This is a genomic window from Lachnospira pectinoschiza (assembly GCF_900103815.1).
GTDB lineage: Bacteria > Bacillota > Clostridia > Lachnospirales > Lachnospiraceae > Lachnospira > Lachnospira pectinoschiza_B.
The window spans coordinates 320,054-345,079 of sequence record NZ_FNHZ01000001.1 but is presented as its reverse complement, the minus strand read 5'-3'; the positions used below and the strand labels follow the sequence as shown (position 1 = coordinate 345,079).

The 25,026-nt window shown below is 33.0% G+C and carries 22 protein-coding genes; all 22 read right to left on the bottom strand.

From position 1 onward, the window contains the following. Positions 1–41: 41 nt before the first annotated feature. Positions 42–830, bottom strand: a complete 789-nt coding sequence (locus BLQ66_RS01465) for a PDDEXK family nuclease (protein ID WP_074520591.1) — start codon at positions 828–830, stop codon at positions 42–44. A gap of 728 nt (positions 831–1,558) precedes the next feature. Then, on the bottom strand, positions 1,559–2,308 hold the full coding sequence (locus BLQ66_RS01460; RefSeq protein ID WP_074520590.1) for a DUF4230 domain-containing protein: 750 nt from the start codon (positions 2,306–2,308) through the stop codon (positions 1,559–1,561). Positions 2,309–2,361: 53 nt separating this feature from the next. Further along, positions 2,362–3,219, bottom strand: a complete 858-nt coding sequence (locus BLQ66_RS01455) for a hypothetical protein (protein ID WP_074520589.1) — start codon at positions 3,217–3,219, stop codon at positions 2,362–2,364. A 250-nt stretch (positions 3,220–3,469) separates the two neighbouring features. Next, entirely contained in the window at positions 3,470–4,228 is a 759-nt protein-coding gene (locus tag BLQ66_RS01445) for an ABC transporter ATP-binding protein (RefSeq protein WP_074520587.1), read from the bottom strand. Then, positions 4,221–5,180, bottom strand: a complete 960-nt coding sequence (locus BLQ66_RS01440; protein ID WP_242869305.1) for a FecCD family ABC transporter permease — start codon at positions 5,178–5,180, stop codon at positions 4,221–4,223. The genes BLQ66_RS01445 and BLQ66_RS01440 overlap by 8 nt, the downstream gene beginning before the upstream one ends. Positions 5,181–5,266: 86 nt before the next feature. Further along, complete coding sequence (locus tag BLQ66_RS01435; protein WP_074520585.1) at positions 5,267–5,836, bottom strand: precorrin-2 dehydrogenase/sirohydrochlorin ferrochelatase family protein; 570 nt, start codon at positions 5,834–5,836, stop codon at positions 5,267–5,269. 18 nt (positions 5,837–5,854) lie between these two features. Further along, complete coding sequence (locus tag BLQ66_RS01430) at positions 5,855–6,814, bottom strand: ABC transporter substrate-binding protein (RefSeq protein WP_074520584.1); 960 nt, start codon at positions 6,812–6,814, stop codon at positions 5,855–5,857. Between the two features lie 155 nt (positions 6,815–6,969). Further along, positions 6,970–8,568 carry an ABC transporter ATP-binding protein gene (locus BLQ66_RS01425; protein ID WP_143452964.1) on the bottom strand — a complete coding sequence of 533 codons (1,599 nt, stop codon included), beginning with the start codon at positions 8,566–8,568 and terminating at the stop codon, positions 6,970–6,972. After that, the gene (locus tag BLQ66_RS01420; RefSeq protein WP_074520583.1) at positions 8,568–9,248 is read right to left on the bottom strand and encodes an energy-coupling factor transporter transmembrane component T; all 681 of its coding nucleotides are present in this window, start codon (positions 9,246–9,248) and stop codon (positions 8,568–8,570) included. Before BLQ66_RS01420 ends, BLQ66_RS01425 begins: the two co-directional genes overlap by 1 nt. After that, positions 9,248–9,844 (bottom strand): MptD family putative ECF transporter S component, encoded by a 597-nt coding sequence (locus tag BLQ66_RS01415; protein WP_074520582.1) that lies wholly within the window; start codon positions 9,842–9,844, stop codon positions 9,248–9,250. The genes BLQ66_RS01420 and BLQ66_RS01415 overlap by 1 nt, the downstream gene beginning before the upstream one ends. Positions 9,845–9,857: 13 nt before the next feature. Further along, positions 9,858–11,594: an ABC transporter ATP-binding protein gene (locus BLQ66_RS01410; protein WP_074520581.1), complete on the bottom strand. Its 1,737-nt coding sequence runs from the start codon at positions 11,592–11,594 to the stop codon at positions 9,858–9,860. Then, a complete protein-coding gene (locus tag BLQ66_RS01405; RefSeq protein ID WP_074520580.1) occupies positions 11,595–13,436 on the bottom strand; it encodes an ABC transporter ATP-binding protein in 1,842 nt (613 codons plus the stop codon). 3 nt (positions 13,437–13,439) lie between these two features. Further along, positions 13,440–13,676, bottom strand: a complete 237-nt coding sequence (locus BLQ66_RS01400) for a phosphopantetheine-binding protein (protein WP_074520579.1) — start codon at positions 13,674–13,676, stop codon at positions 13,440–13,442. After that, complete coding sequence (locus BLQ66_RS01395) at positions 13,657–14,709, bottom strand: adenine nucleotide alpha hydrolase family protein (protein WP_074520578.1); 1,053 nt, start codon at positions 14,707–14,709, stop codon at positions 13,657–13,659. The genes BLQ66_RS01400 and BLQ66_RS01395 overlap by 20 nt, the downstream gene beginning before the upstream one ends. Positions 14,710–14,718: 9 nt before the next feature. Further along, entirely contained in the window at positions 14,719–15,900 is a 1,182-nt protein-coding gene (locus tag BLQ66_RS01390; RefSeq protein WP_074520577.1) for an aminoacyl--tRNA ligase-related protein, read from the bottom strand. Between the two features lie 6 nt (positions 15,901–15,906). Continuing rightward, a complete protein-coding gene (locus BLQ66_RS01385; RefSeq protein ID WP_074520576.1) occupies positions 15,907–19,179 on the bottom strand; it encodes a non-ribosomal peptide synthetase in 3,273 nt (1,090 codons plus the stop codon). A gap of 11 nt (positions 19,180–19,190) precedes the next feature. Then, entirely contained in the window at positions 19,191–19,421 is a 231-nt protein-coding gene (locus tag BLQ66_RS01380; protein ID WP_074520575.1) for an acyl carrier protein, read from the bottom strand. Positions 19,422–19,432: 11 nt separating this feature from the next. Then, on the bottom strand, positions 19,433–20,575 hold the full coding sequence (locus tag BLQ66_RS01375) for a condensation domain-containing protein (protein WP_074520574.1): 1,143 nt from the start codon (positions 20,573–20,575) through the stop codon (positions 19,433–19,435). 12 nt (positions 20,576–20,587) lie between these two features. Next, positions 20,588–22,138 (bottom strand): AMP-binding protein, encoded by a 1,551-nt coding sequence (locus BLQ66_RS01370; RefSeq protein ID WP_074520573.1) that lies wholly within the window; start codon positions 22,136–22,138, stop codon positions 20,588–20,590. Then, positions 22,139–22,396 carry an acyl carrier protein gene (locus BLQ66_RS01365; protein WP_074520572.1) on the bottom strand — a complete coding sequence of 86 codons (258 nt, stop codon included), beginning with the start codon at positions 22,394–22,396 and terminating at the stop codon, positions 22,139–22,141. Between the two features lie 10 nt (positions 22,397–22,406). Further along, positions 22,407–23,999 (bottom strand): AMP-binding protein, encoded by a 1,593-nt coding sequence (locus BLQ66_RS01360; protein ID WP_074520571.1) that lies wholly within the window; start codon positions 23,997–23,999, stop codon positions 22,407–22,409. Continuing rightward, positions 23,999–25,015: a 3-oxoacyl-ACP synthase III family protein gene (locus tag BLQ66_RS01355; RefSeq protein ID WP_074520570.1), complete on the bottom strand. Its 1,017-nt coding sequence runs from the start codon at positions 25,013–25,015 to the stop codon at positions 23,999–24,001. The genes BLQ66_RS01360 and BLQ66_RS01355 overlap by 1 nt, the downstream gene beginning before the upstream one ends. Positions 25,016–25,026 lie beyond the last annotated feature (11 nt).

Genomic DNA, 25,026 nt, shown 5'->3' with positions numbered 1-25,026 from the left:
TTCTCTTTTGTTTCTTCTTCATTCCAACTAATCCCTATAGACTATAGTAATTCCCTGAACATCTTTCTTATCCCTTTTATATCTAGCGGGCTATCCTCTGTTTCGTAAGTGAATAGCAAATTCTTACCTAAATAAATTCCATTGTTTCTGTACTCATCAAGCTTTAAAAGATTGCTGCTTAAATACAGCTCATCGTCTAACAAGCCAAAATGCTCAATGTAAACTTCTTGTCTTGTCTTTTTATTTAACACAGTGAAATCTGGAAATTTGATTGTTCCATTTTTAAGGACTAAAGCCTTTTCGTACTTGTATGGAATTTTCAATTCATAAAGAATATCAGCAATTATTGCTTCGGATTTAGAACGTACCATTTCTCCTCTTTTTGTTGAATAAACCTTGCATTCCGGCAAGTAATTACTTGTTTTATAACTTTCTTCCTGCCAGTTTTTAGCATAAATATTGTCTGGTAAAATGTAGGGATTTACTAGATTTTTTCTAGTAAGGGATAATTTGTCATAGGACATATCAGAATTGTTTTTTGATAAATGTGTGATTACACTTTGTAGATAAAGGATTTCAGATTCTGCCATTTTTATAAATTTTCTATTGTAACTTTTCTGGGCTAGTTCTCTAGCAAATTGGTGGTTATCTTTCTTGATGTACTCACCTAAATCGGAGGCCTTTTGATTCATCCAATAATATCTAACTCTTTTGTTACTTGTTGAAACTCTGAGTGAACCCTCGGGAAAATCTTGATCTTTCTTTGCCAACCTTAATGCGCAGTTTAAGTTTGCTAATCTAGCCTCTAGCATCATTAGTAATTCATCCATAGTGAATCTCCTTATTTAGTTTCTTTAGTGATGGGATTAATCGGCAATGAATTTTGCCTTTGTTTGTATTGGTTTTCTTTTGTCTAATATCTTTTTCTCTTTTGTAAAAAATTTACCTGACCATGGTTTCTTCTTTTGTAAAAATTTCTTGGATAGTGTAACATGCTTTTTTTCATTTGTCACGAAAAACTTTGCTTAAAGTAAATTAATTATACTAATAAACGTAGAATTTCTCTAGCTTTAAGACTTGAAAAAAAATTTTGATTTCTAATTTTTCTCTTGTGCCCGATATATCACTTTTCAATTTATTTAGGCACTAACTTTTGAAAATGCGACATCGCCACTCAACTTTTTACAAGCCCAATTTTGGCTACAAGACCCACAAACTTATCAAAAAGGCACAAGAATACTATGAATCAAAGGCCTCCTAAAAAAGCTTGTGCTCTATTATCTAGATTAAATCAATAAAGGCACAGGATCCGTAAGTTCTTCTTAAACTCACAAAATATCCTGTGCCTTATATTAGTGGAATGTATTGTTATAGCCAATTTTAAAAGATTTCCTAGCAGCGTCCCAGAAATTTCTTGTGCTTAAATCAAGAGGTAAACTCCCTCACAGGCACAAAAGCCTGAATTCTGGCAAGCTTAACGCACTCTCCGGGATAAAACTCCCTATCTATAACGGCAATTTGCACCACTCTATCATAAATTTCCAATAACCCCGCCCCACTACATAAACACTATCTCATACTCTTCAAAGTCCCCTAAGAACTTCTCAATTAAGAGCTTTAGATTGTCCTCTGCTTTTGTATAGATTCCATCGTTTTCAACTTCTTCAAGTCCTTTTTCTTCAATTTCAGATATCAACTCCTGATACTGAGAAAAGTCGATAGGGTTTAGAATGTTGTTCTCTTCGCTACAATTCATTGTGTCCCAAATCACATAGTTATCATTAACTCTAGCTTCTGGGATGGAGATAAAAATCTTTTTGTCAGCTTCTGCCACCTCTACATTTATAGAATCAAGATCGTAACCTACCTTTACAACGCCTTCACACTCTATTGTTATGTTGTTGCTGGTAAATGGAATTGCGAATTTCTCCAACAATTCTCTTGTCTCTTTTTTTCCATAAGTTATTGAATAAGTTCCTTGGTATGTGCTAAGCTCTCCAATTTCCTCTAACTTTACCTTTACCTCTTCCACGGTTACCTCTCTTACTTCTGTTTCCCCTGGAAGGCTTAAACCATCATCACTAGTTGTTGAAACCGTCTCTGATTTCACCATCTTAAAGCCAACTGAAATCATAACTATAAAAGTTACAAGACAGCCTAGTACAAAGCAGATAATTCTTGTTAGAATTCCTATATTCCTATTTTTTATATTAATTTTAATAGTTTCATTATTCTTAGTTTCAACAGTTTCACCAGCTTCATTATTCTTATTATCAACTGCTGCATTAGCTTTATTTCTTTTAAACATTCTGCCACCTCCTAGTCAGTCTAATCTATATATCGTGTCTCTTTTTTACAATTCTAATACAAGCTCTGATAACATAGCCTATGCATCTTCAAACCAAAAATTCCAGTTACCTCTTCAAGATAAAAGCCATAGCTTAAGTAACAAGCCTTATCATAAATCTTTTTTGTTGTATCAATTGTCTCTGTTCTTCCGTCGCTATATTCAAAATCAACTTCGTAAACTCTAGAACGATGCCTACCGCCTCGAATATATGTGTCAGAACCGGTAACTGTAACATTTTCATAAGAATATGTAGCTGTTATATTAACCAAAGAAACGGTTAGAATCACTGATACAAATAACACAACTATAAAGGCTGTAAAGTTAACCCCAAACTTCTTTGTATCTAGGATTTTTACTAGATGCAAGAAAACCAGAAAAGCAACAGATATGGCAAGGACGACAATTGCCCATCTTAATAAATTGGAAAAACTATAAAGATTTATCATAGCTAAAACTATAATCATTGCCAAAGCTAGTTCTAATAAGAAAATGTCACAATTTATGCGATTTTTTCTCACTTCGCCTTCTTTTTTATATTTTCTTTTAGTACTCTCTTTTGAATAAATTTTACCTCTATAAATAATGCAGAAAATCACATCTACAGTCACAATCATAATTGTTATTGCTGAAACGCCGAAAAATATTTGATTGTAGCTAATATTTATATCAAATTTTTTTGAAAATACAGTGAATATGAAAAATGCAACATAAGCAAGTACGCCAAGTAAAGCTAGAATATATGCAAGTCTTTGGCCATGTTCAGCTTCCTTAACGTCTTCATAGTACTGCTTACTAAAAGGTATATTCGTATTCTTATCTTCTTTCTTATTTTTATTATATTTAATTTTTTCTTTCCTATTAAAAGTCATCTGCCAACTTCTCCTTTATATCCAAGCTGTGATCAACACAAGTAAATAAAATAACGCAATCACTGCCACTAAAGTAATAACTATCTTCTTTAATAATTTCATGCCTATCTCCCTTCGCCAAATCACTAACTAGAATAATATAAAAAAGCGAGTTAGACAAGCATTTATCTAACTCGCAGCTACTAAGCTCCATGTCTTGCAAGCTTCACCTCTCGCAAACTTAACCTCTCACAAGCCTTGGCTATTCATATTAAATTATTAGATAATCTGTCATGCCATCTAATTCCACAGTCTTTATTTTGCAATCAAAGACTTTCTCAATTACCCCTGATTCTATGCAAGCCTTCGGACTATTAGTCGCTACTATTTTTCGATTCTGCATAATCACAAGTTCATCAGCTATTTTAAGGGCCTGACTAATATCATGCATTACAATAACTATGGTCTTTCCCTTGCCTACTAGCTTCTTAATTAAGGAATACATATCCCTTTTGCTTGAAAAATCCAGGAAATTCATAGGCTCATCCATTACCATATATTGACTGTTTTGAGCTAACTGCATACTTAAAAAAACTCGCTGTCTAAGACCTCCTGATAATTCTGAAACCATGCAATCCTTATAGTCTAAAAGATTAGTATAATCTAGGGCTTCCATAATAGCCTTCCTGTCTTCGCGACTCATTTTCCTAGAAAAACCCATATAACAAAATCTGCCATGCTCCACTAGCTTTTTAACAGATATGTTAAGGCTGCTGTCTCTAAACTGAGGCATAAAGGAAAGCCTCTTTGCCCTTTCCCTAAAAGCAAGGCTTAAAAAATCCTCGTCATTTAAAAGAATCTGTCCTGAAGTAACCTTACTCATACCATTAAGGGTTTGTAAAAGTGTGGTTTTTCCACATCCGTTTGGACCAATAATTGCTGTGATTTTTCCCTCTTTAAAGGAGACGGAAATATCCTCAAGAATCGGAGTTCTAGAGACTTCCACATAAAGATTTTCAAATTTAAGCATTAAGTCTTCTACCTCCTTTTCTCATAAGTAAATACAAGAAGAATGGGCCACCCGCTAAGGATAACAAGATTCCTACTGCCATTTCGTATGGTGAAAATATTACTCTACCTAAAAGATCAGCAAATAATACCAATACTGCGCCAATAAGCATAGATGTTGGTATAAGCACTCTTGCATCATTTCCGAAAATGTTTCTAGCTATGTGAGGCACAATTAAGCCCACAAAGCTTATTAAACCTGCAAAACTAACAACAAGTCCTGCAAGAAAACTTGCAATTAATACAAAAAGAATTCTAAATACATTTACCGGTAAGCCAATAGAACAAGCCACTCCATCCCCTAAGGCAAGTATATTTAAGCCCTTAGATAAAAGGATTGTGATAATAATGGCTAAAATAATTCCTATTGCTGGTAAAAAGATGGAATTCATTGTTACTCCTGAAAGTGAACCAATTAGGAAATCCGTTGCATTTACATTAATATCTGAATCTAGAATTTTAATCATACTCATACCTGCAGTTAAAAAACTAGAAATTGTAACACCTGCAAGAATTATAGTAATTCTTGATTTCTCAGCCACATAAGCCAAGGATAATATTACAAGTGATGTTATGAAAGCACCAAGGAAGGCCATTACTGGCTTTAAAAATAAATTGCCTGGTGCAAGTAACATTGACAGCATTACAAAAAAGCCAGCACCTGAATTTACACCTATTGTATTAGGACTTGCTAAAGCATTATTCATAACGCTTTGCAATATAACACCAGAAACTGCCAATCCAGCCCCTGCAAGTATTGCCCCAATTACTCTTGGTAATCGCACTGACCATATGATTGTTGCAAACTTTGAGGACTTATCTTTTAAAAATAATACCCCAAATACATCTTTTAAAGGAATGTTTACGCTTCCATAAACCAAACCTAAAATCGATAAAAGTAGCAACAAAATCACAATAAAAATAATAATTGTCCGTTTACAAATTTTAGTTTTGACCATAATAAAACCCTATGCATTAAATATTTTATTTAGCTAACACCCTATTTGTCTTTATCTAATAATGAATTTGCTAAGTCGATTAAATACTTACGTCTCTTTGCAGGATCTTTTATTGTCTCCTTTGCCTCAATCCTTGCTTTAGCTAGAATATCTAGAGTTTCCTCTATATCACTAGGAATTGTTTCTTCTATTTCCTTTCTAAGTCTGATAGCAACTTGAGGGCCAGCCCCACTAGTAGAGACCCCCACGACTAGTTTCCCTCTTTTCATAACAGAAGGAAAGATAAAATCGCACAAATCCGGCACATCCACTACATTTACAAGCAAATTTAGTTTTTTAGCATCTTTATATATTAGCTCATTTAATTCAGTATTGTCTGTGGCCGCAACCACATAATCTGCATTTTTTAAAATGTCACTATAATACTTTTCTTCTACTAATTGGATTCTATCTCCATATTCCTTAATTTCCTCACAGATTTTATCTGCAATAACTGTAAGCTTTGCATCAAAGGCAAGTAATCTTTCCACCTTTTCCAAGGCGATATTACCGCCGCCAATTACTAAGCCCTGTAAATTAGTTACATCTACAAAAAATGGAAAATATGCCATTTACTCTACCTTTCCCCTTTAATCATTAGGATAAATAATATCTGCTAAGCCTTGGTAAGCCTCACCCCATCTAGCATTAGGCTTAGCATTATATAACATTTTATCTAGAACATAATAATTATTATTCTTAACGGCTGTAAGTGTACTCCAGGCCGGATTGCTAATTAAAAGCTCATTTACATTTTCAAGAGCTGCATCTACATCCGAGCCTTGTACTGTTACAAAAATGTAATCAGGATCTTCAAGTATAATTGCTTCCATGCTTAAATCCTCGAGACTTGAATTCGAATCTGCAATATTTACTGTATCTAGATCCTTTAAAATTTCGCCAGCCACAGTTCCTGTACTAGTTTTTACCTTAACAGAAGAGGCTGCTGCACGAATAAGTAAAACCTTTGGTTTTCTGCCATCCACCTGATTTTTTGCCTCATCAATTGTTTCCTTAACCTCAGTCACATTCTGAGTATATAAATCACTTCTTCCAGTTATTTTTGTAAAAATTTCCATGGTCTTTGAATAATCTTCAAAATTATCCACATTAAAATAAGCTACTGTAATGCCAGCATTCTCCAAGGTTTCTTTTATTTCCACCTGACCATCTAACTTACTTGAAGCAATAACCAAATCTGGCTCTAAATTTATAATAGTTTCCACGTCAGGTTTTAGATTACTGCCTGTATTAGCTACATTTTCATCAAAATCAAAATCATAACTTGTAAAGGTATCGCTAGCAGTTCCAACAACGCTGCCACCTGCTGCCATCCACTCATCACAAAAACTTCCTAAAAGTGTTACGACCCTTTCGGCCTTAGTTACTGTAAGCTCTCGTCCAAGAGAGTCAGTAAATGTCACGCCTTCCTCGTTATCTATAATACTAATATCCTCTTTATTAGAGCTAGTTTTACCCGTGTTCTTGCCACATCCAGCCAATGCCACAACTAGACATAGTGCTAGAGTTAAAAATATCTTTCTCTTCATAATTCTCCTTTTTAATTGTCTCTAATCTTTGTTATAATTTTATCACTTTAAAAAGCTTATGTAAATAAAGGAGAAATATGCTGCTAAAGTAAAGCGGACATTCGGACATTCGGAATCCGCTTCGCTACTTACCTATGAACGCAGTGGCACTGCGTTCAAGCTACCCCAAAGAAGGCTTTTAGTTTATCAAAACCATTTCCATCAAGCTCATAATTTTCTTTTAGAGCACCCTTCTCGATTCTAATTATTGAGTCGCATACATTTGCTATAAACTCGTAATCATGAGTGACTATTAAAATGTAACAATCCTCCTTGGATAACTCTTTTATTAAGCTAGCTGTTTTACACATATGATAATAATCTAGACCACTTGTTGGTTCATCAAATAAAAGAATCTTCTTATTACTATATTTTGCAGAGGCTATTATTACTCTCTGTTTCTGACCACCAGATAAAGTCATAGGATGTCTATCTTCAAGGCCTGTAAGATCAAGATGATCCATTAGATTTTTAAAATCCTCTTCGGATTTATCTCTTTTATAAGCAGAGGCTACCACCTCTTCTTTAACAGAATCCATAAATAGTTGGTGGTTGACTTCCTGCATAACGATATAACTTTCCTTTAAACGCTGTCGCTTTGTTATAACATTTGACTCTATTAGAGAATAGCCGTCGCTTTTTTTAATAATGCCTGATAGAGTTGATAAAAATGTGGACTTTCCCGCACCGTTATGGCCTATGATACCATAAATTTTTCCAGAACTAATTTTTAAATGATCAATCTCTATTGCCTTTCTTTTACCATAGTAACCAGAAAGATATGTAAGATACATGTCTTTTTTATTCAAAAGATTCTCTGTATTTTCCAATTCTACCTTTCCTAAATCAAGCATTCTAATACCAGTTTTTATATGTTCCTCTTTTGACATATTTTTCAAATCTTCCCTAGAATACTCACGATTTATTTCCCCATCCTTCATATAAATAGCTCTATCAAAAATCTCTGCTAGATAAAATAATCTGTGTTCAGCAATTATAATAGTTTTGCCTGCCTTCTTTAAAAGCTTTAGAATTCTTTTTATCTTATTTATTGCAAAAAAATCAAGATTAGCTGATGGTTCATCAAGTAAGTAAACATCAGGGTTCATAGCATAAATTGAAGCAAAGGCAATGATTTGTTTTTCACCACCTGAAAGTTCAAAGATGCTTCTATTCATTAGATTTTCAATATCTAAATCCTTAGCAGTTCTTTCAACTCTTCTCTTTATTTCCTCTCTATCAAAGCCCATATTTTCAAGTCCAAAAGCAATTTCACTTGTAGTATTTACTGTATAAAACTGAGTTCTAGGATTTTGAAATACAGTTCCTATGCCCTTTGCAATTTCATACATAGACATTTCTGTTAGTCGCTTTTTTTCAAAAAATAAATCTCCTGAGATTTCACCTTCATAAAAGCTTGGAATCATGCCGTTAAAAAGTCTAATTAAAGAACTTTTGCCACAGCCACTTTTTCCGCACAAAATAATACACTCGCCAGCCTTTATAGATAGGTTGATATTTTTTAGATTTGACTTTGATGTCTTACTAGATGCACTCAACTCCTTAGCTCTAGAAGTGTTATCTTCATCAGAACTATCATCACTCCTACTGTATTCAAAATTTAAATTTCGAACTTCTATAATATAATCTTTTTCTGCATCATAATTTCTTTCTGCAGTTGATTTTGCTTTTACATTTTCAAAAGTCTTATTCATTAACTAATAACACCTACTCCCTTTAAAGTGCAGGTTAGACAGACTATGATTAGGAAAATGCCTAGAATTAGGTAGTCTATACCATGCATCTTAATTTCTATTAATGAACTATGTTTGCCAGGGTTATCAAGGCCTCGACAAAGGGCTGCAGCGGAGAGCTCCTCACTTACCATAACAGCAGAGAAAAGTAGGGGCACCATGACATGCTCGAAAGAAAGTCGAAAGCCCCTTATTTTCATAGCGCTGCGGATTGAATTCCACTCCTCTTTAATTGTAGGAAAATATCTAAAAACCACAGAAAGAGGGATAATTACTGATGTTGGAAGTTTTAATTTCCACATAGTTGCTACGAAGTCAGATACTTCTGTAGTTTCTAGAATCCATTTTCCTACAATTAAACAAGGTAAAAATCTTCTAAGCGCGTAAGCGATGAAATTGATTATAGTAAAGTAAAAACCTGATAAATACACTGATAAGCCCCTATCAATATATAATAAAACTAAAAAGATTATTAGATATTTCAAGGCGCTTTTATATTTTCTATCTATTAAAATTACTCCAAGGGAGAACGAAACTAGGATGATTTCAACTAATAAGGAGTGACTTACTAAAAATAGTAAGTTCACCCCTAGAAGTAATATGAATTTCGTTCTCGGATCTAGTCTGAGAGCCTTATTCATTATGCAATTCCTGCCTTCTTAAAATGTTTACTAAACATATTAGTGCTAATTAAATTTCCAACTAATGCAAGAAGAATTGTTGCAATGACAATGACGAATAAAATCCAAATTGGTGTCATGGCTTCAAGCTTGTCTACGAAGTCCTGGCTCATACCTCTTTCAAGAGTGCTTGAAAAATATTCATCTCTCATTATCCAAATTGGTAAAAAGCCACCAAGGAGATTAAGGGAAAATACTAAATAGCTAATTTTATTTCTTGTTGCATTTTTATAATTACCACTTGCAGCGATTGCTTCAGCTGCAACACCTGCAATGATTCCTGTTACTACTACAATCCAGATATTTCCCATAAGAAGTAGGAATAGACAAGGTAAAATAGCTGCGATTGTAATTGCACCACGAACTGGAGCCTTAATTAAAAGCATCTCATAAACTGGTGCAGCAAAAAGCGCAATAATAGGTAACATAGCAAGGTAAAGAGGTGGAATTGGCATACATATTGTTCCGATTACCGCAAATACTACGAAGTAAAGTGCGATAAAGATACCTGCTGATACTAAATTTTTTGATTTTTTTACATTAGATTGTTTACTCATATTTTTCCTCCCTTTAAGCAATCTTCCATTTTTTACTATCTTCTTGCAAGTTATAAAGTCTTGCATAAAGACCATTTCTTAATAGTAGCTGTGTATGTGTTCCAGACTCAGCTAACTCGCCCTTATCAAGCACTAGGATATTATCCACATCCACGATTGTGCTTAATTTATGAGCAATGACAATTACTGTCTTTCCTTCTACTAGACTACTAATAGCAGCCTGAATGTGTATTTCATTTTCCGGATCAAGAGCGGCTGTTGCTTCATCAAGTAAAATAATTGGTGCATCCTTTAAAATTGCTCTTGCAATGGAAATTCTCTGTCTTTCACCACCTGAAAGAGTGTTTCCGTTTTCACCAAGTACTGTGTTATATCCTTCAGGCATTTTTTGAATAAATTCGTCACACTGGGCAAGCTTTGCGGCTCTCATAACTTCCTCATCACTTGCATTTACATTTCCAATTCGAATGTTATTTAAAACTGTATCGTTAAATAAGGTTACATCTTGGAAAACAATAGAGAATAAACTCATTAAATTTTCAGGATCAATATTTTTTATATCCTTACCACCAATACAAATCCTTCCTGCATCTACATCCCAGAATCTGGCAATCAACTTAGTTAAAGTACTCTTTCCGCTTCCTGAAGGTCCTACAAGGGCTGTAACTTTTCCCTCTGGAATTTCAAGGGAGAGATTGTTTATTACCTTTGTTTTTTCGTAGGCAAATGTTACATTTTCAAGACTAATATCATAAGCATCAGGAAGTGTTTCTTCCCCTGTCATTGGCTTAATTGCAAGTAATTCCTTAATTCGTCTTGTTGATACCAAAGTGTGCTCTAGCATTGGAAGCAAAGTTAAAATTGAAAGAATCGGACCATAAACTCTGCAAACAACAACTAGAGATAAAAGCATTGGAAGTAGTGCAATACTTCCTCCTGTAAAGAGGTTTGTACCTACAAATACAGTAATTCCAATGCCTGCCTGTAAAACAAACTGGGCAACAGATATTACTACTCCTGTTTTCATCTCAAGATTAATTGAAGAATCCTTTAGGCTTCTAAGGGCTTTTTCAAGCTCAACTGACTTATTACCTGCAAGATTGTAGGACTTAATAAGTTTGATACCTTCAAGATATTCCTGAATTTTTTCTGAGGCCTTTAACTTATCTGTTAACTGTCTTTGAGATAATTTCTTCTGCAATTTTTTATTTGCCAAGATAATCAAGAAGGAAATTGGTAGTGTACAAAAGATTGAAACTGCCATTCGCCAATCAAAGAAAATAAGGCAAATACAGACAATTGTTGCCGAAATTGTGTCTGCAATTAATGGAGGCACAATATGGCTTAGGGAGTGTTCAATGCTTGCGCAATCTCCCATAATGTTAGTTGTAAACTCTGCAAGGCTCTTTGAATTAAATACGCTCATTGGAAACTTTCTAACAGTTTCTGCAATACGAAGTCTTGAATCCTCAGCCGCTGTATAACAAGAAACATAAGTTTTTCTATAATCATTTCTTGCAGCAAAATAATTTACAATAGCAAGTAGGATTCCAACTAAAAGCATTAACCACATCTTGTTCCAAGAAATTTCTTCATTATCCAAAGGTCTTAAAATTTCAGAAAAAATGTTAACTACTACCACAACAGATAACAAACTAACAATGTTTGTTAGCGTTACTGCAAGTATTCCCTTTTCTAGATTTTTACTTGCTTTATCTGATAACTGAAATAAATCTTTTAAAGTCTTCATCTATGCCCTTCCTTTCAGTTTCCATACATTTGCTGCATTGTAGTTTTCCCAAAGCTTATAGAAACGTCCATTTTTTTCTAATAATTCATTAAACTTTCCACTTTCTATTATCTTGCCATCTTCTACAACCAAGATATTATGGGCATTCATAATAGTAGATAGTCTGTGGGCAATCATAATGACTGTCTTGTTTTTCATTAATTCATTTAAAGCCTGCTGGATTAAGTATTCATTTTCTGCATCTGAAAATGAAGTTGCTTCATCTAAAACTAAAATTGGTGCATTTTTTACAATTGCTCTAGCAATGGCGATTCTTTGAATCTGTCCACCAGATAACTTAGTTCCCTTAGCACCGTAAATGCTGTCATATCCATTAGGAAGTTTTTCAATAAATTCATCACATCTTGCTGCCTTAGCGGCTGCCTTAACTTCCTCTACTGTTGCATCCTTGCGACCCATTCTTATATTTTCTAAGATAGAAGTCTCAAATAGGAAATTATCCTGGAATACAAAGCTTACTTCATCCATAAGCTTTTCCATCTTCATATCCTTAATATTTACGCCACCAATAAGGATTTCTCCATCCTTTGGATCATAAAATCTAGGAATTAAAGATGCTATTGTACTTTTTCCACCACCTGAAGAACCAACGATGGCTGTAACTTTGTTTTCCATAGCCTTAAAGCTAATGTTATTTAAAACCTGCTTTTTATCATCATAGGAAAATGTTACATTTTTAAACTCAATCTCATGACCCTTAGGAGATAGATTCTTTCCGCTATCCTTAATCTCACTCTCCATTAAAACTTCATCTATTAAATCCACATTACCTGCGATATTTGCAGCATTTGCCATGGCATAGATTAGCTTCATTAAAATGTTTCCAATGGCCGGTACAAATATTAAATAAAAGATAAAGGAACTAGCATAGCTACGGTAATTACCTGTATGCTGGCCTATTAAAATCCCCACTGGAATAAGGACGAGATACATTGCTGATAGAAGGGTTGTTAGGGTTGCTGTCATATTTTCCTGACTAAGTGAATATGGAATTACTGCTGCCATATATCGCTTAATTGCATCGTTTAAACGGTGGAAGGACTGGGCAGTTTGCTTGAAGGCTTTTACAACTGTAATACCTCTAACATACTCTGTTGCTGCATTTCCCATATCCTGTAGAGCTTCCTGATAATCCTTCATAAGCTTGTTTGTAAGCTCTTGTTTTTGAGTCATGCCATAACCCATGAAGGCTATGATGATTCCAAGAAAGGCTGCAATACCGAATCTAAAATCCACTGCAAATATCATTACAAGCATAATTAGAGGTGCTGTAAATGCTGATACCATATTGGTTAGATCATGAGCTATAAATCCTTCTATACTTTCAATGTTATTATCAAGAATTTCTCTTAACTTACCTGTTCCTGACTTGTAGAAAAAGCCTAAAGGTAGTTTTGTTATATGCTCAATAAAATCAATTTTTAACTGATACAAAGTTCCGTATGCAGCCACGTGAGCTAGAGCTACAGAAATTGTATAAAAAATAAGATTAATAAGTACGCCTGCCACAGCAAGCACTGCATATTGACCCATTGCGCTCTTATCTAATTCTGAAATGTTAGGATAAACCCTGACGATTTCCTTGATTACCATGTAAATTGCAAGATATGGTATAAAGGATGCAATTGTTGATAAAAAAGACATAAGCATGGCTGTTAGCATACATGCCTTTTTATACATGGCAAGTTCCATAAGTCTTGCAAGGCCAGTTTTTTGCTTGGCCTCTTCCTTAGGCAAGGCTTTCTTTTCTGTTTGAATTCCGCTTAATTCAACATTATCCATTTTTTAACCTCTTTTTGTCATAATCATTTTAGCTATATTTTTTGGTTTCTCGAAATCCTCTAGGTTTAATTCATCTAGATTAATTGTTATAGAAAATGTATCTTCTATCTTTTCTAACATCTTAATAACCTCATACGAATCCATAAAACCTGAGGCTATTAAAGATGTATCTTCTTTTAAATCAACATCCTCTAATTCTTCTACATTTTCCTTTAAAAGTTTATAAACTTCCTCTATCACAGACATTCCCTCCTTTCATAAGCTCTATATTCAATCCTAATTTGTCCAAAGATTCTTTTATTGCCGACTCAAATATTGGACTATTAGAAATTGTTAACGCTCTTTCCCTAGTCATTTCACCATTTCTTACTAGTTCGCTAAGTTCTACTTCATGCTGAGCAAAACCATATTCCTTCTCAACCATGTATTGGGAAACATGATTAAAAAGACAATTTGACGAATTAGTTGGCCAGCTTTTTGCCGACCTTTTAAACTTTAATTCTGACGTTAGAATTCTCATAATCTCCTCTTCATCCCATTGCACATATTTAAAAGGTGATATCTGTGCAATGTTTGGAAAATACTTTCTAAAATACAAAGTTTGGTTTCTAAAAAGTTCTAAAATGTCTTTATATTTAGGAATATTTTTTAATATCTCTATTGTGTTTTTATCTGATTCCTCATAAATCCAGAAAAGCTCTGATTTCTTTATATATTGCTGCCCCTTAGTGTAACCACCAAGAATTAAATCTATGTCATATAATTTTGCAATCTCATGAATCTTTAAATCCAAAAGTGCATGACATATTCTGCAGTAATAAACTCTTTTTTTAGACTTCAAAAATATTCTAAAAAGATCTGCAATATCTGAAATCTTAAAAATCATGCTATCCACTCCTAAATAATCAGTGGCATTAGATAGATTTTGCGGCATCTCCTTTAATGCAAATCCACTATCTATCATTACAGCTAAAGGGTTTAATCCTAAAATTTTCTTTGCAATATACAGCGTCATAATGCTATCTTTTCCTCCAGATACACTACAAACACAGTCATATTTATTTCCCTTTTTAAACTTATTAACCTTTTTTTGTAAAATAGCTAACTTCTTATCAGCACTAAAATCATCAAAAAGATTTTCTTGTTTTTCTTCTCTTTTTTCTCTGCAAATGTTACATATTCCATTTTCATCAAGATCTATAATCCCTGGTGTTTCAGGCATTACACATAACTTGCAGATTTTTCTTTCTCTTCTCTTTACTACATCACTCATTTTTCTATCCTATAAATCTACATATTTAGAAATTTCATTTCTTGTCTTCTCATCCCATTTATTAATATCAAGTCCCTTTTGTGATAAGAAGGCATATGTAAGTCTTTCAATTCCAAAGGCAAAACAAGCTGTATAACACAATTCTTCATCCTCATTTTTAATCTGATAAGGCTTAGAAAAATGTGTTCTATGGAAATTAATTGAACCACAAGAAATATATGTATCGTGGGCTGGAATGTTCCATTTAAATTCTCTCTTTGAATCTCCAATTACTTGGAAGAATTGTAACTTCTTATAATTTGAAGCAAAGAAAGAATCATTGGCTGTATCAAGTTTTGTCTTTGCTAAAAATGTTTTCTGCCAAAAATCCCATAATCCTTTAGACAATTCAATCATTTCTTTACACTGTTCTGGACTTCCCACAAAAACGTATTCCTTCATAAAGAACTCATTTAGTCTAGATAATTCAAAAGTATTTTTACCCTCGTTTCTAAAACAAGTACCTGAAACCAAAAACTTTAAAGGATCATCTTTTGGAATTGTCTTCCCTTCTAACATTTCATAAACTGGTACACAAGCTGCATGTCTTAGTACTTGTGAAGGAGCCTTCATTTCTTCAAGTAATGACTCATCATTTAAACCAACCTTTGAAAATCTATCAAGGATTTCAATATCATTTTTCATTGAAGTTCCAAACATAATATAGTGTGGAAATGTTTCAAAATAACCGCCTTTTTGGTATCTCTTTACAGGATGTAAAACTGGAAATTTATACTCATTTATATTGGCAAAGGTTTCTTTTCCATAGCTTTCTATTTTTTTATCAAAGTACTTGAAAATCTTAAGAAAGAGATTGCTATAAGAATAAACTCCTGGTGACATTAAAACTACGTCTCCATTCTCACATAGCTTGTCATATACATTTTCTTCATTAATAGTTTTCTCATCACTATGATCTTCAAGAGTTGTTATAGCTACCTCTTTACCTGAAATGTTTCCAGATTCCATCATTTTATAAAGAGATTCTATTTTATCTTTTACAATATCCTCATCAGCTACATTTACCTCTAGCTCAATGTCCTCACCATAAACTTTTACATCAACTATCTTTGGAGACACATAACTTAACATATCGACAAAGAAACTTTTGTTATCCTCACCTGTACGATTCTTGTCATATTGAATTATCATTTTCCTTTAAACTTCCTTTCCTAGCTTTTTTTCCCAACAATCAATCCAAGGTAGAGCAAGTATTTGAAATTCTGATAAACCTAACTTTTGACTAAAAGCTCTAAGATTTGTCTCATTTCCACCCATTTGAGTAAAACTCATTTCTCTTTCTATCTTGTCGTTATTAAAAAATCTTTTACACAGATTAAGTAAATCCTCATTACTTGTTTTTTGTCTTATTTTTTCTTCAATTATTGGAAGCCAATCCTTAATCTCTGGATTTCCCAATATGTCATATATATCAAGTTCCACCTTATATTTATGAAAAAGCTTTGATATTATCTGCATAGCATTAATAGAATCACCGCCTAAATAGTAATAGTTATCTTCTATATTTATGCCCTCGGCTCCTAAAACCTCTTGTAGGATTGCGACTAAATTAGATTCCAGGCTTTCATCTTTTATTACTTGTTGCTCCTGCTTAAATTCATAATTACTAAGTAGCTTTCTATCTGCCTTACCATTATGAGAAAGAGGTATCTTATCCAGCTTTACGATTTTACTTGGCATCATATAAGAAACTAAGCTAGCCTCTAATTTATCTCTTAAACTAGATTCCTTAATGTCTCCCTCGTAAAATAAAACTAGTTTTTTACTGCTATTATTAACTACACAGCAATTAATTTTGACTCCTTCTATTTCGTTGCATTTTCTCTCAATTCCAGCAAGTTCAATTCGTTTACCATTAATCTTTACTTGATTATCTTCTCTTCCCACAAAACGAATTGAGCCATCCTTTAATCGAAGACCTAAATCTCCTGATTTAAACATACACTTTGAATTTATATTCAAATATCGTCTGTTAGTCTCCTCCATATCAGATGCATAGCCTTTTGTTACACCGATGCCTTCAACATAAAGTCTAGCTACAACGCCTATAGGACTCTCGCTAAAATCATCTAAATAAAGATGATACTTTGTATTCCATATTGGCTTACCATAAGGAATGTAGTCTTTCTCTAAATCCTCATCTCTTACTTTATGAAAAATGTTCCAAAGAGTCGTTTCTGTTGGACCACCAACACTATATAAATCAAGTTTAGAATTTAGATTTCGAATTTCTTTTGCTGTTGCAACTCTTACCCAGTCTCCACCCAAAATTACTCTTCTCAAACTCTCTATATAACAAGATTTATTTGGCTCATTTGCATATAAAAGCATTTCGAAAATCGCAGGTACTGAATTCCAAATATTAACCCTATTGTTCTTAATTAAACTCATTAAATAATTGGGATCCTTTTGCTTGTCATGTTCAGGAATAACAAAGCTCCCCTCTAATACAAGCATTCCTAAATAATCAAACATAGACATATCATGACAAAAATTTGTTATAGCAATTGTCCTTAAGTAATCTAATTTAGAAAGTTCAAATGCCTCATAAGAGGCTAGCAAAGAATTTACTAATCCTTCCTCTCCAATTAAAACGCTTTTAGGTCTACCAGTAGTACCAGAAGTATTGATTATTACAGCTATTCCATCCTCATAACCATTAATGTCTAGTTCATTTTTTATATCTTCTTGCATTAATAAGTCACTTTTTAAATCCTCATATTTTAAATAATTAATGTTTAATTTAGCAGCCTTTTCTTCGTTATCTTTATCAGCAATAACTAAATTTATTTCTGAATTCTTAAGACAATAATTAATATCATCTACAGGTAAACTAGTTTCTAATGGCATATAAGTTAGATTTAAATAAATAGCTGCAAGAGCAGTAACTATCTGTTCTTCTGACTTATTCATTAGGATTGCTATTCTTTGTTTTTCCCCAACTTTAGAGAATTTTGCAAACTTCTCTTGTAAAGACAATGAAACTTTTTTTACTTTCTTATCCAATTCCTCATAACTAGTCTTTTGATCTTTATATACAATTACCGTTTTATCTTTATTTTTTTTGATACTTGTCTTTATTAGCTCTTTTAAAGACTTCTTAACTAATATTTTATCTGTCTTATTTACCTCTTCAATTAACTTCTCTTCCTTAAGCTGATAAATGAAATTATCACTTGTTATGTCTATTTTTTCCAAGGCAATAAGTTTAATTAGTCTTAAATAATTTTCCAATAAGTAATGCGCTAATTCAGAATTTATCTGATCTTGTCTAATAACAAAATGAAAATTTAACTCATCTTCATTTTCAACCAACAGCATTTCTGCATCCGTTGAAGCAGTACTTACTCTAATGTCTTTTCTTATAAAATTACTTGATATTAACTTTGGTCTATTAAGCATTGTAAAACTCCACTTAAGACCAAACTGCTTATCTAATTTAGACTGTAAAATTTTAATTGCATCCATACCAGAATTAGCTTCTAAATCCATAATTTCCCATAAGAAATCCTGAATTGCATTAGCTAAATTTAGGATGGAATCTCTTTTTTGGCGATATAAAAATGGTGTGAAATCTGTTAGCATACCTATGGTATTTTCTATATTTTCATGTTCATAATCTCTAATTGATCTTGGCAGAGATATAGCAAATTCTTCTTGTTTTGTATATCTTTCAATTGTTTTTAAATATGCTGCAAGATTTAACGCATATAAGGATAGATGATTTTTCGCAGCAACTATTTTTAGCTTATTTAAAATATCTCCTTCTAACTTTTCTCTTAAGCTAATCAATTTAATTTCTGTAGCATTAAGATTATTTGCTGGTTCAAAAGCTTCTATAGATTTTTTCTTCTTCCAAAAGTCTTCTACTCTAGTCTTATTTTCTTCTAGTCTATCCACATATTCATTGGCAAATTCAAAAAAAGAAAATTCATCCTTTACTTTAATTCCCTCATATATATACGCTAAATCCTTAAGCATAATTTCCTGACTTTCACCATCAATTCCTATGCCATCAGTCAAAGTTAGAATTGTAGCTCCACCATCATTATCTAGAAGCACTACTAATCTTTTTAACACACGATTGATACTACAATTTTCAGAAAATATTTTTTCTTTATAAGTCTCTATTACTTTCTTAGATTCTTCATAAGATTCATTAAGTAAATAATATTCAGGCTTTAATTTTTCCTCCGATTTATATTGTCTCTTTTTTTCAAAATCAAAAGCAGATAATAAGGCTGGATGAAGATTGCATAAACTATCTAACGAGTTTTCAAATCTGTCTTTTTCAAATCTTTTACAATAAATTTCATATAGTTCTCTATCTACTATGTTATTATCTATATTCTGTTTTCTTGTTTGACAATACATTTCCTGTATAGGTATCAATTTAGCTTCTCTACACATTTTTCTATCTCCTAAGCAACACTTTTGTTAACATACTCAGCAATTGCATTTATAGTTCCAAGTCCATATAAAGTTTTAAAATCTATCTTTACGCCAAATTTTTTCTTAATAGCGATTTGTAATTTCATTACATCAATTGACTTTGCTCCAAGTTCAAGAAAATGTATATCTTCCTTAGCTTCATCTAAATTAAAATTATCTATGAACATTTCTGTTAAAATTTTACTTGTCTCTGTCTCCATTTTTTTCTCCTTTACTTTTCTATTAACTCCTGTATCCTTTTTATATAATTCTCAAACCAGGTTTTTATATTGTCTATTCCATTAATTTCTTTTGGATAAACGAAACTTATTAATAATCCATCAAGCATATTAAATAACTGAACATCCAAGCAAACATTAGGAGTTTGAGATATCATATATGTTAATTTACCTATGTTATTTACAAATTCTTCATTTAAAAAGATTCCATTTTGGTTATAAGAAAAGACTAAAGGAACTAAGCCATTTTCTAACTTATAATCTTTTCTATCTTCACTAAGTCTCTTTTTTACAGTTTCTTCTATAGACTTAGCACTTGCACAATCTTTATCTATTCTCATCCAGAAAATTTTAGTATTATCTGCTACGTAGTCATAACCTTCCTTACATTGCATAAAATATGGAACATTTACTAGCAGTTCTTCACGATTACTTGCCTGCCATAATGTCGAAAGCATAGTTGCAAATAAGTCCCGACCAAAAATTTTCTTTAAGCTTTCATACTCTTCTTTATTAAATTTGTAATCAAAAGAAGAGTACTTACAACTATATAGACTTGTTGCATTATCCCCATAAGGAATCTTAGTATCTTGTTTAATCAAATTTTGACTAGGCAAAGTTTCATCATTTTGCTTATTTAATTTATAAGTCCTAAGGCGAAAATCTTTATTTACATAGCGATAGCCAAGTTCATTTAAAATTTCTTGAATTCCATTTACGTCTGTACACACTAGGTCAACATCAAAACATATTCTTATTTTTTCATTCTTTAATAAAAATAATTCACAACCAATAGATTGTCCTCTTTTTAGATCCATAGCTCTATGAGATATGTTTTCTCGACAATCCATAAGCACTTCTTCTATCTTTATGTCTTCTAATTTAGATAAATTAAATACAAAAAGGCTTTTATCCATAACCTTATCTTCTCTTATTTCTCCATCTTCTAAAAGACAAGAATGAATCATTAAATGATTCTTTCTAACTGCTGCCCATGCTTTTTTAAAGCGCTCTAAATCTAGCTTTTCTCCTTCAAATTCAAAATAAGCATGACAAGGAACTCCGCCTAGATTATTCTTTAATTTTCTACCTACTAAATATGATTTTTGTAAATCTGATAAACTAAAATTTTCCATTATTATTCACTTTCATAGCTTAGACTTATCAATTTTTCCAACTGCTGTAAGTGGCCAATTTTCTACCCTTACAATCTTGTCTGGAATGCAATAATCTTCTACATTACTCTCTTTAAAGAATTTCCTTACACTGGTCATTGATAGCTCTTCACTACTTTCATAGAAAACACAAATTGCCTGACCTAATAAGTCATCCTTTTTGCCAACAGCTGCACACTGTTTTACTTTTGGTAAGCAAATAAAATATTTTTCAACTTCAGATGGCATAATCTTTTCACCTGCTCTATTAATCATTTCTTTTGCTCTACCTGTGATAATTATGTTTCCATATTTATCTTTTTTCCCCTTATCACCTGGTCTATAAAATCCTTTGTAAAAACTATCTCTAGTTTCTATAGGATTTTTATAATACTCCTTTATGGTATATGGGCCTTTAACAACTACTTCTCCTTCTTCTCCATCTGCTAGTTCCTCAAAGTTTTCGTCTACAATTCTAAACTCATCTTCTTTTGCACATGGTTTACCCTGTGTAAAGAATCTAACTTCATCCGGAGCATCTATACTTGTTAAAAATGTCATTCCCTCTGTCATTCCATAAACTTGAATCAAAGTTGACTCAAAACATTTTTCACAAGCTTTAGCCTGATTACTTGTAAAAGATGCTCCTCCTACCAAAACATATTTTAAAGAAGATAAATCATTGCTATCATCAAGTTGCCTATATTGAACACATAAATTTACAACTGAAGGCACTAAACTAATCATTGTTACCTTTTCTTTTTCAATACAATCAAATATTTCCATCGGACTTGGGTATTCACAATAAACATTTAAACCAGCTACATAAACAGTTCCAATCATGCCCGGTGTGCCAAAGGCAAAATTATGTGACACGGGAATAGCTGATAAATTAACTACATCGCTATCCATTGCACAATGTTTTGCACTAGAAATGGCATTATAGCTGTATTCTCCATGATATCTTGGAATTAACTTTGGAATTCCTGTTGTACCACCAGAAAGTTCTAGAATTGCTAAGTCTTTAGGACTTACTTCTTCAAATGTATTAGCTTCCTCTAGTAAAACATCAACATTTTCCCCTAAAGCATCCTTAGGCTTTTCTAGAATTTCCTCTAAATCCATTACTGTTAATACTTCCTCAAGGAAAGGATATTTAATTGCCATTTTATCTGCTATTTTTTTATAATCCACGCCATAAAAATCATTCATGGTAATATAAAACTTTGGCTTTGCCCTATCTATGATTGCATCAATTACATGCTCTTTATGAGCTGGCAATATTAAAATTGGAACGGCACCTATTTTAAAAAGAGAAAATATAACTATTTCAAACATAACCGAGTTAGCTATTTGAACCATTACGATGTCTCTTTTTTTCAATCCCATTCTTTTAAAGCTTGCAGAAAGGTAATCTACCTTCCCCTTTAATTCCCCATAGCTTAATCGATTACTAGCATCTACAGCTGCCAATCGGTCTGGAAAATTCTCACAGGTCTTATTAAACAATCTAATTAAAGTTTCCTTTTCCCATTCCTTTTCCATTTAGCTTGCCTTCTCCTGTAACTTACTCAAAACTAAATCTGTCATACTATTAACTGACACTGGCTCCATAAGATTTAACTCATCTGCTAAAGTTACTCCAAACTTTTCCTGACATGTTAAGAAAACCTGAACGATCATAATGCTATCTGCGCCAAGATCTTCATAAAAGAAATCATCATCTCCGATTTCAATATTCTTATCCTCCATCATGCCTCTTAGTGTTTCTTTAATTGTTTTTTTAATTTCTAATACGTCCATTTTTACACCTCTAACTTACAAATTTGCTTAGGCTTCTTAAGTTATATTTTCTAACACTTTCCTTATCAGCCTTCATTCTTAATCTAAGTGTCTCCTCAATTGCCTTTCGATCAACTTCATTTTTTGATGTTACTGGCAATTGCTTATTAACTAAGTAAGCATTCTCAACTCTCTTGTAATGTGGAAGCTTCTTATTAACATTTACAATCTCTTTTAATAAACTTTCATCCTTCTCATCATGTCCATAAATTACAAGAATTGGTTTATTATTAACTCCTACTGTTGCATATTGCTTTGTCTTATTCTTTAAAAATGAAAAATCTTCCTCTAGTTCTTCAACATAAATATTCTCTCCTGCATCGTTAATGATCATATTATCTGCTCTACCCATGCAGTAATAATCATCTCCCTCTATAAAGAACATATCTCCTGTACGCTGAAGCTTTCCATACTCAGCTTCTCTACTATAATATTTGCCATCCTTTAGAAATCCGTCATAAATATTTAAACCAGCAACAGCAAGTTCACCCTTACCGCTAGCTACCCACTCACCATTGGCATTAATCACTCCTGCCTTATGTCCATTAAATAGCTGTCCTGAGTAACCAGCTAAACCATTCATGGATTTTGGTTCAGTTAGATATCCTAAGCTAATTGCTCCACCAGTTTCAGTTTGTCCATAGGTATTTCCCATCTTAAAGCCTACCTTAGCAAGGAATGGCTTCATATCTTCATCAAATTTAGCACCACCTATAAGACCATTCTTAAAGGACTTACCAAAAAATTCTTCAAAAGTTTTTTGATTAATTTCTTCAGTACTATTTTTATAAACATTAAAAATTGTCTTCCAAAGAGCAGGAACACCATATGTCATCCAAATGTTATCTTCCTTAATAACTCTTACAAGCTCAAGAACACCTTGGTTTTTAGGGAAAACTAAAGTACAACCAAAACCCCAGTAAATAGATGGAACCTCAAATCCAAAGATATGTCTCATTGGAAGAGTAGCTAATACCTTCATCTTGTCTATTCCAAGCTCATAGCAGCTATCTAAGCTATAAAGATGTCCAAGAAGTGTTGCTCTTAAAACTCTCTGAATTCTAGTTATTGTTTCTGCTTTAAAAACTACGCTTTTGCAAATGCCTGTAGTTCCTGAAGTGCAAAGACAAATCATCTCACCCCAAATCTTGTTTTGAGGTTCTCCCTCATTAGCCTTTACAAGCTCTTCAAAGTTTATAGTTGGAATCAAGCACGCTTCCTTCTCCTTACCAATTACGGCTGCTAGATTTCCCATCTTTATGCAGTTATTTAAAACGGTTTCATTAGCATTTTCATCCAAAAACATTACATTAAAGCCGCACATACCTAAGGCATAAAGTGTTGCAAACCAAAAAGGATGAGTTGCATGCTTAATTCCAATAAAGCTGCCTTTTTTTAACACTCCTAATTTCTTTTCAAGAACTGCTGCAATTGCCTTAGTCTTCTTTTCAAAATCTTCTCTATAAAGAACCTTCTTATCATCTCCCTCGTAGTACTCTAGGAAGGGATAATCAGATGGAAATCCACAAACCACATCTCTATATAAAGCCTCTAATGTTATCATTACATCACCACTGACATTACTCCCATGTTAGCGCCCACTGCACCACCTAAAAGCAAAGTCTTACTCCCTTCTCTTAAAATTCCAAGTCTTCTAGCTTCGCAAGCCATAATAGGTATATTAGCTGCGCCCATATTTCCCATAGTTTCAACTATTTCAGGCATTATTTCTTTCTCTACACCTATAATGTTTCTAATATTCTTAGTAATCCACTTTGCAACCTGACTTACTAATACACAATCTATATCCTCTGTTTTCCAACCACTGTTTTTCATAACTGGAGGAATGTAATTTTTTGATACTTCCTGATGCATATCAATTAATGCCTTTGTTGTACCTGGAATATAGAGCTTACTAGCATCCTTAGGGTAAACAACGCCACCACCCCAAATTACATTGTTATTCCAAACCTCTGGCATTGTATGGAATCTTGAATTTACAATACCTCTATCTTTATCTACACTAGTTGCTTTACTTACTACAAAGCTTCCGCCTCCATCACCTACGCTAAGGGCTGCAGGAGCTCTTTTTAACAATTCTTCTTTATCGTCATAATCAAACTTTGTCCAGCGGGATAGTGCTTCGCCCGATACAACCAATACATTTTCAGCCTTACCTGCTTTAATAAGAGCATCTGCCACATCTACGCCACTAATAAATGCATTACAAGCATTCTTAATATCAAAAGAATAAGCATTTCTTATATTCAACTTATCCATTACAACATTGACTGTAGCTGGTTCTGCAAAATCCTGTGTAATTGAACAAAATAAAACCGCATCAATATCTGAACTTTCAAGACCTGCATCTTTAAGAGCCATCTCACCAGCTCTTGCAGCTAGATCTGATGAATGCTCATTATCTCTTACATAGTGTCTACTTTCACAGCCAGTTAGCATTCTTACAAGTCCCTTTTTTATCTTGAACTTATCATAACCTGCTCTTTCCTCAATCTCTTCGCTTGTAAATGTCTGCTCTGGTAAATACATACCCATTCCTTTAATGATACTTCTTTCCATAACTTCCTCTT

Excerpts from the sequence above, each read along its gene's own strand:
- BLQ66_RS01355 (WP_074520570.1), bottom strand. The coding sequence starts at position 25,015 with ATGGAAAGAAGTATCATTAAAGGAATGGGTATGTATTTACCAGAGCAG.
- BLQ66_RS01415 (WP_074520582.1), bottom strand. The coding sequence starts at position 9,844 with ATGAGTAAACAATCTAATGTAAAAAAATCAAAAAATTTAGTATCAGCA.
- BLQ66_RS01405 (WP_074520580.1), bottom strand. The coding sequence starts at position 13,436 with ATGGATAATGTTGAATTAAGCGGAATTCAAACAGAAAAGAAAGCCTTG.
- BLQ66_RS01455 (WP_074520589.1), bottom strand. The coding sequence starts at position 3,219 with ATGACTTTTAATAGGAAAGAAAAAATTAAATATAATAAAAATAAGAAA.
- BLQ66_RS01445 (WP_074520587.1), bottom strand. The coding sequence starts at position 4,228 with ATGCTTAAATTTGAAAATCTTTATGTGGAAGTCTCTAGAACTCCGATT.
- BLQ66_RS01410 (WP_074520581.1), bottom strand. The coding sequence starts at position 11,594 with ATGAAGACTTTAAAAGATTTATTTCAGTTATCAGATAAAGCAAGTAAA.
- BLQ66_RS01370 (WP_074520573.1), bottom strand. The coding sequence starts at position 22,138 with ATGGAAAAGGAATGGGAAAAGGAAACTTTAATTAGATTGTTTAATAAG.
- BLQ66_RS01420 (WP_074520583.1), bottom strand. The coding sequence starts at position 9,248 with ATGAATAAGGCTCTCAGACTAGATCCGAGAACGAAATTCATATTACTT.
- BLQ66_RS01435 (WP_074520585.1), bottom strand. The coding sequence starts at position 5,836 with ATGGCATATTTTCCATTTTTTGTAGATGTAACTAATTTACAGGGCTTA.
- BLQ66_RS01380 (WP_074520575.1), bottom strand. The coding sequence starts at position 19,421 with ATGGAGACAGAGACAAGTAAAATTTTAACAGAAATGTTCATAGATAAT.
- BLQ66_RS01365 (WP_074520572.1), bottom strand. The coding sequence starts at position 22,396 with ATGGACGTATTAGAAATTAAAAAAACAATTAAAGAAACACTAAGAGGC.
- BLQ66_RS01360 (WP_074520571.1), bottom strand. The coding sequence starts at position 23,999 with ATGATAACATTAGAGGCTTTATATAGAGATGTGGTTTGTGGATTTCCA.
- BLQ66_RS01385 (WP_074520576.1), bottom strand. The coding sequence starts at position 19,179 with ATGTGTAGAGAAGCTAAATTGATACCTATACAGGAAATGTATTGTCAA.
- BLQ66_RS01425 (WP_143452964.1), bottom strand. The coding sequence starts at position 8,568 with ATGAATAAGACTTTTGAAAATGTAAAAGCAAAATCAACTGCAGAAAGA.
- BLQ66_RS01430 (WP_074520584.1), bottom strand. The coding sequence starts at position 6,814 with ATGAAGAGAAAGATATTTTTAACTCTAGCACTATGTCTAGTTGTGGCA.
- BLQ66_RS01375 (WP_074520574.1), bottom strand. The coding sequence starts at position 20,575 with ATGGAAAATTTTAGTTTATCAGATTTACAAAAATCATATTTAGTAGGT.
- BLQ66_RS01460 (WP_074520590.1), bottom strand. The coding sequence starts at position 2,308 with ATGTTTAAAAGAAATAAAGCTAATGCAGCAGTTGATAATAAGAATAAT.
- BLQ66_RS01395 (WP_074520578.1), bottom strand. The coding sequence starts at position 14,709 with ATGAGTGATGTAGTAAAGAGAAGAGAAAGAAAAATCTGCAAGTTATGT.
- BLQ66_RS01465 (WP_074520591.1), bottom strand. The coding sequence starts at position 830 with ATGGATGAATTACTAATGATGCTAGAGGCTAGATTAGCAAACTTAAAC.
- BLQ66_RS01390 (WP_074520577.1), bottom strand. The coding sequence starts at position 15,900 with ATGATAATTCAATATGACAAGAATCGTACAGGTGAGGATAACAAAAGT.